Here is a 10,318-nt window from a genome sequence, read left to right on the forward strand (position 1 = left end):
TGTAAAATTATTAAAGATTACGGAGGAAATATGCTATTTTGATTTGTGTAAAAATTATTGTTGACTTATGTGCAATTAGAGAACCTTAGCTACAAATGTTTAAGAAATTTACCAAGCAGAAAAAAAAGGCATAGAAAACCCGCAGTAGCTAGTTATTCACTCTCTATTTTAAAATTTGACGTTGGGTGATGTCTTGAACGCTTTATAAGCGCGTTTCAGCTTATATAGGTAAAAACCTAGAAATTTGATAAAGACATAAGGTACACATAGTGCAAAAAATTAAGCATAGTACGCCAAATACAAGTTTTCTTATCGTTTTAATCTGCACAGATTGGGAAGTTAAATAAAATAGCTTCAGTCTCATGATAAGAGGGCTGGCGGAGGTTGTCAAGTAAGTTTTTCTTTTCCGTGAATTCCCTTTGAAGTCGAATATTGAAAATTGACTGGAGTGTTGTGGATTACTTTGTATATGTCATAACAAGCCATGGCACTCTCGGCAAAACCACTTAATATTAACTTTAGTTTGCCTGAATAAGTAGCTATATCTCCGATTGCATATATTCTATCTCTACTGGTTTTTAAGGTAGTCGGATCAACAACTATGCGGCTATGTTCTAACTCTATACCCCAACTGTTTATTGGACCAAGATTCATTGACAATCCAAAAAATGGCAGCAAAAAATCAGCGGATATTTCTTTTTCTTCCTTAGAGGCAATGTTTTTTACTATCACTGCGCTCAATTGCCCATTACCTCCTGCTAGTTCGTGTAATTGATATGGCACTACCAGTTCTATTTTTCCATCAATTTCAAGTGATTCTAATTTATTTCTAGTTTCAGGAGTGCAGCGAAATTCCTTTCTTCTATGTATCACATAAATTTTCTTTGCAACTTTAGAAAGTTCTACAGTCCAATCAGCCGCAGAATCACCCCCCCCTGCAATGACTATAGTTTTGTCCTGAAAATCGGAAATTTTATTTACACTATAAAATACAGATTTATTTTCATATTCTAATATACCATTCAAGGGCGGACGGTTAGGTTCAAACATTCCGTTACCTGCAGCAATGATAACGGCTTTGCATTTTACCTCTGTACCTATGTTCGTTATGATAGTAAAGTTTTCACCTTCGTTATTTGAAATCTTTTCCACTTTTTGACTTAAATGGTAAACAGGCTCAAATGGTGAAGCTTGCTCCATTAGCTGCTCAATTAATTTTTGGGCAGTAATTACAGGATAACCAGGTATATCATATATTGGCTTTTCTGGGTAAAGAGCTGTGCATTGTCCTCCTGCTTGATCCAAAACATCTATTATATGACATTTCATATCAAGCATTCCCGCTTGAAAAGCAGTGAATATTCCAACAGGTCCTGCACCTATTATTACTATATCGGGTTCCATATTCAGATGGTGATCTATTTATAGATATTAGCTTTCTTCGCTAATAAGGTCAATTTACAAAGGGACGTATTTTTAAAAGATGTGGCTCTCTTAGATAAGATTTCCAGCATTACGAGCCACATAGTCCAAATAAGCTCTAAAAATCAGCTAGCATAGCGAGATGCTGTGCGGACGGAATGGGATTCGAACCCATGGTACGCTCATCACGTACGTCAGTTTTCAAGACTGGTGCCTTAAACCGCTCGGCCATCCGTCCATTTCTTTTCTATCACAACATTTGATTTTAAGCAATCTATAAAAGCTTTACTTGCCCACGCAAAAGTTGCTAAACACACTACTCAATATTTCCTCAACATCAATAATTCCAATCACCGCACCAAGTTCAAATGCAGCAAGCCTCAAATCTTCAGATATCAACTCAATTGGATTATCGATATTAAAACGTTGTAAATGTTCCAGTGCTTTCTTCATGTGATTCCTATGTCTTTGCCGAGTAATCACAGGAGTGTCTCTATCATGCCCAAATTTTTCCTCTGCCTTCTCTTTTATGAGAGAGATCAATTTGTTTGTACCTATTCCCTTTAAAATAGAAATGGGTAAAAGATCTATGCCATTAATTTTTATATTGTGATTATTGATAGCATCGTCAGCTTTGCTCAATACATAAATAGTATCGCTATTTACAACGTTGCAATTGATATTATGACGCTGTTCAAAAGGAAACAGTTCTATTCTTAAATCAGCTTCAAAAGACCTCTTTTTCGCTCGACTTATACCTTCTGATTCTATTGGATCTGAACTCTCACGAATTCCAGCAGTATCAGAGAGAATGATTGGGTATCCGCCAATGTCAATATGAGCTTCAAGTATATCTCTTGTTGTGCCTGCATATTCAGAAACAATAGCAATATCACGCTTGGCTAAGAAATTAAACAGAGTTGATTTACCGACATTTGGTTTACCAGTTATTACAACATGTAAACCCTCACGCAACCTTTCACCCCGTCTATTATCATTTAAATGCTCTTGTATCAACCGCACAAGAGCTCGCACTTCATTATTAATTTTTTCCAATTTATTTTTTTCTGTCCAAACATCCTCTGGAAAGTCTATATATGCTTCGATTTTGGATTGTATCGTTATTAATCTTTGCCTCCAATTGCTGTATAGTCTCTCCAATTCTCCTGATATCTGCTTAATCGCTTGTTTAGCTTGCATTTTCGTCTCAGCATCAATTAAGTCTGCAATCCCTTCTATTTGCGTTAAGTCAAATTTACCATTTAGAAAAGCCCTAAGTGAGAATTCTCCAGGCCTGGCCATAACGAAAATTTTTGATAATTCCTCCAAGATGATTTTTATGACGGCCTTGCTTCCATGCACTTGTAGCTCTATAACATCCTCGCCAGTGAAACTGTTTGGAGCAGGGAAATAGATGATTATTCCATTATCTATCAATTGACTGGAATCATCATATAGATCAACTAAAGTAGCAAATCTTGGTTTAATTTCTTTCTTAATATGAAAATGATTTAAAGCTTTAAGCGCGTAGTTGCCTGAAATTCTGATTACTGCAACTCCTGACTTACCAAATACGGTCGATAAAGCGAAAATAGTTTCATTTGTGTTTGTCATTATTTATATAAACTACTTAGCAATATTACACTTAAGAAACCAAAATACCTAAAAAGTCACCCAGGTGAAAATATTTATTTTGAAAACTGATAATATGATTTATAATGACTGACACAAGTTTTAAATATTTTATGCTCAAGAAATTAGCTTGGTACTGGTCTTTTGTAGAGTTAATTAAAGGGTTTGTTATTACATTAAAATATATGTTTAAGCCAAAGGTTACTTTGAGGTATCCTATGGAGAAGGGCCCTTTAAGTCCAAGGTTTCGTGGTGAGCATGCGTTGCGTAGGTATCCAAACGGTGAAGAACGATGCATAGCTTGTAAATTATGTGAAGTTATCTGCCCTGCTCAAGCAATAGTTATTGAAGCAGAGGAAAGAAAAGACGGTAGTCGCCGCACCACGCGCTATGATATTGATATGACAAAATGCATATACTGCGGACTTTGCCAAGAGGCATGTCCAGTTGATGCAATTGTTGAAGGTCCTAACTTTGAATTTGCTACTGAAACAAGAGAGGAGCTAATGTACAATAAAGAAAAGTTATTGCGTAATGGTGAAGTTTGGGAAGACGCAATTGCACTCAGGTTAAAGAAGAATAGGCCTTATTATTAATGTTCAGAGCTTATAACCCTGTTATCCATTATGATTTAGGGGCAGTGCCCACTAGGGGTGGTGTCATCCCAGTAGCTGATACACAACTGTACGAACATTTGTTTGCGAGGGCAGTATGTTAAATGTTATAGCCTGTTTTGCCTCAAACACAAAGGTGTCATCCCAGTGCTTGACACTGGGGTCCAGGTATAAAAATATTTGCAAATTGTGCAATGGACAACAGATTTTAGGAGCATACGTTAAACTAATTTCCATTATAAAAATAAGATGGATCCCAGTGTCACGCACTGGGATGACAAAGAGAGGGTTAGACAAAAGGGTCGATAAATGATTAGGATTACTTTTTCAGCCGAACAAAAAGTAAAAGAATACAGTGGTAAAGTTACTGGCTTTGATATATTACAACCGGATGTTTTGAAAGAAGCAATTGCCTTTAAGGTAAATGGTGAGTTGCATGATCTCTCACGTGAAATTGAAGCTGATGCAGAGATAGAGGTGATACAACTGAGTGACGAAGCGGGTTTAGATATAATAAGGCATGATGCTGCTCACATAATGGCACAGGCAGTGAAAGAGCTATTTCCTAATACTCAGATTACTATCGGCCCAACAATTCAGGACGGTTTTTACTATGATTTTGCTACAGGTCGTACCTTCACTACGGACGATCTTACCGCAATAGAAAAGAAAATGAAAGAGACTGTAAAAAGTAACCACAGATTTGTTCGAGAAGTTTGGACTCGCAAGCAGTCAGTTGATTTCTTTAGTGGTATAGGCGAAAAATATAAGGTTGATATTATCTCATCCATACCAGAGGGTGAAAACCTAACTGTTTATAGGCAAGGTGATTTTGTTGACCTATGCCGTGGTCCGCACTCACCATCAACCGGCAGAGTTAAAGCGTTTAAACTTATGAAAGTAGCGGGTGCATACTGGCGAGGTGATGCAAAGGGCCCAATGTTGCAGCGAATATATGGCACAGCATGGAGAAATAAGGATGAATTAAACGCTTATCTTGAGTGTCTCAAAGAAGCAGAGAAACGTGATCACCGCAAAATTGCCAAGGATATGGATTTATTTCACATCCAAGAGGAAGCTGTTGGGCAGGTTTTTTGGCATGAACAAGGATATATTCTATATAATGTTCTTGAGTCTTACATCAGAAAGAAGCTAATAAATAATGGCTATTTTGAGGTAAAAACTCCTATTTTAGTAAGTAAAGAGCTGTGGGAAAGATCTGGACATTGGGATAAGTTTCGTGAAAATATGTTTATTGTTGACGAATCTGAGAATAAAAAGTTAGCAATAAAACCCATGAATTGTCCTTGTCATGTGCAGATTTTTAATTCTCACACCAGGAGCTACCGTGATTTACCAATACGTATGGCAGAGTTTGGCACATGCCATAGAAATGAAAGCTCAGGATCATTGCACGGACTGATGCGAGTGCGTGGTTTTACGCAAGACGATGCACACATTTTTTGTATGGAAGAACAAGTGAATTCTGAGACTATAAAGTTTTGTGACCTTTTAAAAGAAGTATATTCAGAGCTTGGATTTAATGAAATTTCTGTGAAATTTTCAGACCGTCCAGATATTAGAGCAGGTAATGATGAAGTGTGGGATAGAGCTGAAAAAGCGCTGCTTGAAGCCGTTAAAGAAGCAGGCTTGAGTTATAAACTTAACCCTGGTGAAGGTGCGTTTTATGGTCCAAAGTTAGAGTTTGTCTTGAAAGATGCAATAGGCAGAAGCTGGCAATGTGGAACATTACAAGTTGATTTCATTTTACCAGAACGTCTGGGAGCTTTTTATATAGGAGCAGATGGACAAAAGCATCACCCTGTCATGTTACATAGGGCAATTCTTGGAACTTTTGAGCGTTTTATTGGAATTTTGATAGAAAATTATGCAGGAAAATTTCCAGTTTGGCTTGCTCCAACGCAACTTGCTATTCTGACCATTACAAACGAGGCTGACGGTTACGCCACAGAAATTAGCAATATTTTAAAAGAACAAGGTGTGAGAGTCAAGACTGATTTGACCAATGAAAAAATTAGTTATAAGATACGTTTGCATAGTTCAAACAAGGTTCCTATATTGTGGATTGTAGGCAAAAATGAAGTTACAAGTAAAACTGTGTCAGTAAGAAATTTAGGATCGGAAAGACAGGAGTCTTTTTCTTTGGAAAAGGCTAATGAATCGCTGTTAAAAAGTATTAATTTGAACTAAGGGAGTTAAAGTTTGCAAGTTAAAAAGAACAATAAAAACAGAATTAATGGATTTATCACAGCTAAGGAGGTACGCTTAGTTGATCATAGTGGTGAAATGGTCGGAATCGTGCCAATAGAACGAGCTTTGGAATTTGCACAGGGTGTTGGTTTAGACTTGGTGGAAATTGCACCTGATTCAACCCCTCCAGTATGTAAAATTCTGGATTATAGCAAGCAAAAGTATGATATAAAAAAGAAAGCAAGTGAAGCAAAAAAGAAACAAAAAACATTAACTATAAAAGAAATTAAACTGGGTCCTAATATTGGTGATCACGACTACGAAACAAAATTGCGTCAAGCAAGAGACTTACTTGTCCACGGACATAAAATTAAAGTCACAATGAGATTTAGAGGGAGAGAGATTATAAACACTGAAGTTGGACTGGAAAAATTAGAACGGCTAATTCGAGACACTGAAGATATCGCAAAGGTAGAATTGGCACCTAAAAGAGAAGGGAATCAATATTTTTTAGCTCTGGTTGCTAAGTAGCAAAACGGCTTAAGAAGTATAAGTAAAGTTAAATTATCGCTCTCTCTTTGATAACATGGCGAAAATGTCTTATTAATCCTTGAATCGGCCAAGCTGCAGCATCGCCAAGCGCGCAAATTGTATGTCCTTCTATTTGAGTTGTAAGGTCAAGCAGCTTATCTATTTCATCAGGTTTAATATCTCCTGCCACCATCCTCTTCATAATCCTCCACATCCATCCAGTACCTTCACGGCATGGTGTGCATTGTCCACAGGACTCATGCATATAAAAGTGTGATAACCTCTCTATTGCAGCTATTATATCAGTTGATTTATCCATCACTACTACAGCAGCGGTACCAAGCCCTGATTGTGCAGTTCTTAATGAATCAAAATCCATTTCAATAGTATCGCATATAGATTTTGGAATTAATGGCACTGAAGACCCACCAGGTATTACAGCAAGTAAATTATCCCAACCTCCTCGCACTCCACCTGCGTATTTTTCAATTAATTCACGTAATGGAATTCCGAGCTCTTCTTCAACATTACACGGGTTGTTTACATGTCCTGAAATACAAAAGACCTTGGTACCAGTATTATTTGGTTTACCAAGAGATGTAAACCATTCTCCTCCGCGATTCAGAATATCTGGAACCATGGCTATAGTTTCAACGTTGTTTATTGTGGTTGGGCAGCCAAAAAGTCCAACACCTGCGGGAAATGGAGGCTTCATGCGAGGAAAGCCCTTTTTTCCTTCAATTGATTCGAGTTGAGCTGTTTCTTCCCCACATATGTAAGCTCCTGCGCCCCTATGGATAAACACATCAAGATCATAACCTGATTTGCAGGCATTTTTTCCAATTAAACCTTCTTTATAGGCTTCCTCAAGTGCTTTTTTTAGAACTAAATATTCATTATAAAATTCACCCCTGATATAAATATACGCAACTGATGCGCTGATCGCTTTGCCGGCCAGGAGAATTCCCTCAAGTAACTTATGTGGCTCATATCGCAATATATCTCTATCTTTACATGTACCAGGTTCTGACTCATCTGCATTGACTACTAAATATGCTTTTGGAAGATTCTTGGGCATAAAGCTCCACTTAAGGCCGGTGGAAAATCCTGCACCCCCTCGACCTCTCAAACCAGATTTCTTTACTTCATCAATGATCTTTGCTGATCCTAAATCTAGTAACTCCTTTGTCTTTTGCCAGCTACCACGTTTTTTTGCACCCTCAAGTAGTGGAGTTTCTTTACCATTTAGGTTGGTGAATATTTTGTCTTGTTCTTTTAGCATGTTTTTCAAAATTTGTGAGTGATCCCGACGCGATTCGAACGCGTGACCCACTGATTAAAAGTCAGTTGCTCTACCGGCTGAGCTACGGGATCATTTCATTTTTCAGCTATACTAAACATCAATACAGTTTTTATCCGTTTTAATCAAACTAAAATTTTCATGTGTGGTTAAATAAATTATATAATATACTGCGTTAGTGATAATTTAGTTAAAAAATTTTTAAAGGAAAACTTCTTGTTAATTTTCAGTTCACAGATTTATTTGGATGGTGTGACGTATAACGCTAAGGAGACAAAAAAATAGAGAAGTGTGTACACCCTGCAGAATTTGTACACTATTTAGCAATAGCCTAATAGATAAATATTTCTTGCATTTCAGCCTGAGTGATTTATGCTTTAAGCAAGAATTACCTGGGGGTATAGCTCAGCTGGTAGAGCATCTGTTTTGCACGCAGAAGGTCAGCGGTTCGATCCCGCTTGCCTCCACCAATATAGGTTCTAACATATCATAAAGTCAGCCTATTTTAGTCCATGAGTATTTTACACTAGTTCCCTAAAAAATCCCTCTTTCTATAACTTTTCTCTACGCAAGTAATATTTGTTATTATAATTCTGATATATACTAACTTAACAATAAATTAATCAATAAATGTTAGAATACTAACAATGAATTTATTGGTAACACCTATGAGTGGAAAAAAACATGTTTTTAAGATGGTGCCTGGAAAAAAGGTGCTTAACGAGACTGGATTGAAGATATTTCAAGATTCTGCAGATAGCGGGGGGTTAATTTTTGATAAACTTATTAAAATTGGGTTTATACCACTTGATGATAAAGACAATATAGCACTAGACTTACCTATAAAATTTTGCGATGCCTGGAATGATGGTCCGTTTAAACCTGTTGTATGTATAAAGGAAAATGGAAAAGATTTGGAGAAAACATCTTACCGTTGTGATAAAGAAGGAGATCTAATCACAAAGTGTAAATTTCCGGTCGTGCCATTTAGAAATGCTGATCTCGATTATGTAAATAACTCGCATTCCTTTGCATATCTCAATGACAAATTAATGAAGATATCAGTTGACTACAAAGTATCAGAATCCTCTCATAGTATATATCGGCACTTTCTTGGGATACAACCAGTGAAATATCAATATGTAACATGGGAAGAGTCAGGTACTAATAAATATTATTTCTCAGATGATCAAGGAAATATTATTGATACACCTGACAATAAGGCACTCCAATATATTAAATTACAGAGCAAGGAACAAACAATAAAAGATATAATATCATCTAATATACCAGAGGAGCTATCAAGCGCGTTTACCAAAGTCTTTATTCAGGACCTAACAGACGACCAACTAAAGACCCTTGCCAATACTCTTAGTAACGAGCAACTGCAAAAAATAATTCCTGAACTGAATTCAAATCAACTGCAGGTTCTTGCACAGAATTTAACGGATGGACAGCTACAAAAAATCATTCCTGAACTGAGCTCAAACCATTTGCAAGCTTTAGCAGAGAACTTAACAGATAACCAACTACGAGCTTTAGTAGATCATCTAACCAATCACCAATTACAAACCCTTGCTCAGGAACTAAATCCAGAAAAATTACAAATAATTGTTCCTATTTTAAATGATGCTCAGCTTGAAGCTCTAGTTAGAGACTTAAATCCAGAGCAAGTAAAAGAAATTTTACCTCACTTAAAAGTGGATCAGTTCAAAGCACTTATTCAAACTTTAAATGACGAGCAATTTACAGTGCCTGCAAAAGACTTGGCTGAGCACCATTTGACGATACTCTCCAAAGAATTAGAAGGTGATCAGTTAAAAGCTTTAGTAAATAGTCTGCAAGAAGACCAACTGAAAGACTTAGTTAATAAGCTTGATCCTAAGAAACTTGAAGCAATTGCTCAGGATTTAACTGATTCTAATAGGATTCAGATTATCATTAAGTCTTTAGCTGACAACCCAGAGAAACTTCAAGCTTTTGCTCGCAATATGTCTAATGAGCAGTTTAAAGAACTTTTGGATAACGTAGGTGCAGAAGAGCTAAAAGATATTATTCACAAATTACCTTATGAGAAAGTGACAGCTGTGATTGGTGATCTTGGCAGTAAAGATCAGTCTAAAGCTATTATTGACGCATTAAAAGGGGAACTTGAAGAGCAGAGTAAACAGAACAAGGAAATGATTGAGATGCTCAAGCAAATCAAGGACGATATGCCAGACATTGGACAGGCTCCAGACTTTACAATAGTAGACATTAATAATGACTCACTGTTATTTGTATAGTAGTGATTTATAAAGATAAGTAGTTTTTTTATAGGAGGTAACTATTATGAATAAAAATATAAAGTTATATTCTAGTGAAGAAGTTGAATCAAATAATACATTACAACTTTCGAAGCCGAAGTTTGATAAACCAAGCTTTGAAAAGCCAGTAATAAAGAAGATTGTCAGTGGTAAAACAAAGGAAGAATTTGATATAACTAAAGATATGACACAAGAAGAGATTGATAAGATGCCACAAATTATAGCATTTCTCATAATAGTCCGAACAGGTCATAGGAAGGCAGAATCAACAGCACGACGAAAGGATTCGAATAGAGGAATGT

The 10,318-nt window shown here is 36.5% G+C and carries 9 protein-coding genes, 3 tRNA genes and 1 pseudogene; 8 read left to right on the forward strand and 5 right to left on the reverse strand.

Annotated elements, in window-relative coordinates:
- Nucleotides 1-387: 387 nt before the first annotated feature.
- The 3 genes from OZD66_RS05345 to mnmE all read right to left on the reverse strand — a co-directional run bounded on the left by OZD66_RS05345 (nucleotide 388) and on the right by mnmE (nucleotide 3,036).
- A complete protein-coding gene (locus tag OZD66_RS05345; protein ID WP_182367414.1) occupies nucleotides 388-1,404 on the reverse strand; it encodes an NAD(P)/FAD-dependent oxidoreductase in 1,017 nt (338 codons plus the stop codon).
- A gap of 168 nt (nucleotides 1,405-1,572) precedes the next feature.
- A tRNA-Ser gene (locus OZD66_RS05350) sits at nucleotides 1,573-1,660 on the reverse strand.
- A gap of 47 nt (nucleotides 1,661-1,707) precedes the next feature.
- Nucleotides 1,708-3,036, reverse strand: a complete 1,329-nt coding sequence (gene mnmE / locus OZD66_RS05355) for a tRNA uridine-5-carboxymethylaminomethyl(34) synthesis GTPase MnmE (protein WP_182367417.1) — start codon at nucleotides 3,034-3,036, stop codon at nucleotides 1,708-1,710.
- A 131-nt stretch (nucleotides 3,037-3,167) separates the two neighbouring features.
- Here mnmE and nuoI point away from each other — a divergent pair, with 131 nt between their 5' ends.
- From nuoI to infC, 5 genes are read left to right on the forward strand one after another with little or no spacing between them, the layout of a single operon-like run.
- Complete coding sequence (gene nuoI, locus OZD66_RS05360; RefSeq protein ID WP_182367420.1) at nucleotides 3,168-3,650, forward strand: NADH-quinone oxidoreductase subunit NuoI; 483 nt, start codon at nucleotides 3,168-3,170, stop codon at nucleotides 3,648-3,650.
- Nucleotides 3,650-3,772 carry a hypothetical protein gene (locus OZD66_RS05365; RefSeq protein WP_255322257.1) on the forward strand — a complete coding sequence of 41 codons (123 nt, stop codon included), beginning with the start codon at nucleotides 3,650-3,652 and terminating at the stop codon, nucleotides 3,770-3,772. The genes nuoI and OZD66_RS05365 overlap by 1 nt, the downstream gene beginning before the upstream one ends.
- Nucleotides 3,766-3,981 carry a hypothetical protein gene (locus tag OZD66_RS05370; RefSeq protein ID WP_155969049.1) on the forward strand — a complete coding sequence of 72 codons (216 nt, stop codon included), beginning with the start codon at nucleotides 3,766-3,768 and terminating at the stop codon, nucleotides 3,979-3,981. Before OZD66_RS05365 ends, OZD66_RS05370 begins: the two co-directional genes overlap by 7 nt.
- Nucleotides 3,978-5,879 (forward strand): threonine--tRNA ligase, encoded by a 1,902-nt coding sequence (gene thrS / locus OZD66_RS05375; RefSeq protein ID WP_182367423.1) that lies wholly within the window; start codon nucleotides 3,978-3,980, stop codon nucleotides 5,877-5,879. Before OZD66_RS05370 ends, thrS begins: the two co-directional genes overlap by 4 nt.
- A gap of 12 nt (nucleotides 5,880-5,891) precedes the next feature.
- Nucleotides 5,892-6,410 carry a translation initiation factor IF-3 gene (gene infC, locus OZD66_RS05380; protein WP_182367426.1) on the forward strand — a complete coding sequence of 173 codons (519 nt, stop codon included), beginning with the start codon at nucleotides 5,892-5,894 and terminating at the stop codon, nucleotides 6,408-6,410.
- A 28-nt stretch (nucleotides 6,411-6,438) separates the two neighbouring features.
- Here infC and nuoF read toward each other — a convergent pair whose 3' ends face one another.
- Entirely contained in the window at nucleotides 6,439-7,692 is a 1,254-nt protein-coding gene (nuoF, locus tag OZD66_RS05385) for an NADH-quinone oxidoreductase subunit NuoF (RefSeq protein ID WP_182367443.1), read from the reverse strand.
- 19 nt (nucleotides 7,693-7,711) lie between these two features.
- Nucleotides 7,712-7,784: transfer RNA gene (locus tag OZD66_RS05390), tRNA-Lys, on the reverse strand.
- 320 nt (nucleotides 7,785-8,104) lie between these two features.
- On the opposite strand from OZD66_RS05390, the gene OZD66_RS05395 reads away from it, so the two are divergent.
- From OZD66_RS05395 to OZD66_RS05405, 3 genes and pseudogenes are all read left to right on the forward strand, one after another.
- A tRNA-Ala gene (locus OZD66_RS05395) sits at nucleotides 8,105-8,180 on the forward strand.
- A gap of 177 nt (nucleotides 8,181-8,357) precedes the next feature.
- Nucleotides 8,358-9,995 (forward strand): MgtE intracellular N domain protein, encoded by a 1,638-nt coding sequence (locus OZD66_RS05400; protein ID WP_375138224.1) that lies wholly within the window; start codon nucleotides 8,358-8,360, stop codon nucleotides 9,993-9,995.
- A 46-nt stretch (nucleotides 9,996-10,041) separates the two neighbouring features.
- A pseudogene (locus tag OZD66_RS05405) lies at nucleotides 10,042-10,318 on the forward strand (hypothetical protein); the annotation flags it as partial.

Source organism: Wolbachia endosymbiont of Drosophila baimaii (assembly GCF_028982185.1).
GTDB classification, from domain to species: domain Bacteria; phylum Pseudomonadota; class Alphaproteobacteria; order Rickettsiales; family Anaplasmataceae; genus Wolbachia; species Wolbachia pipientis.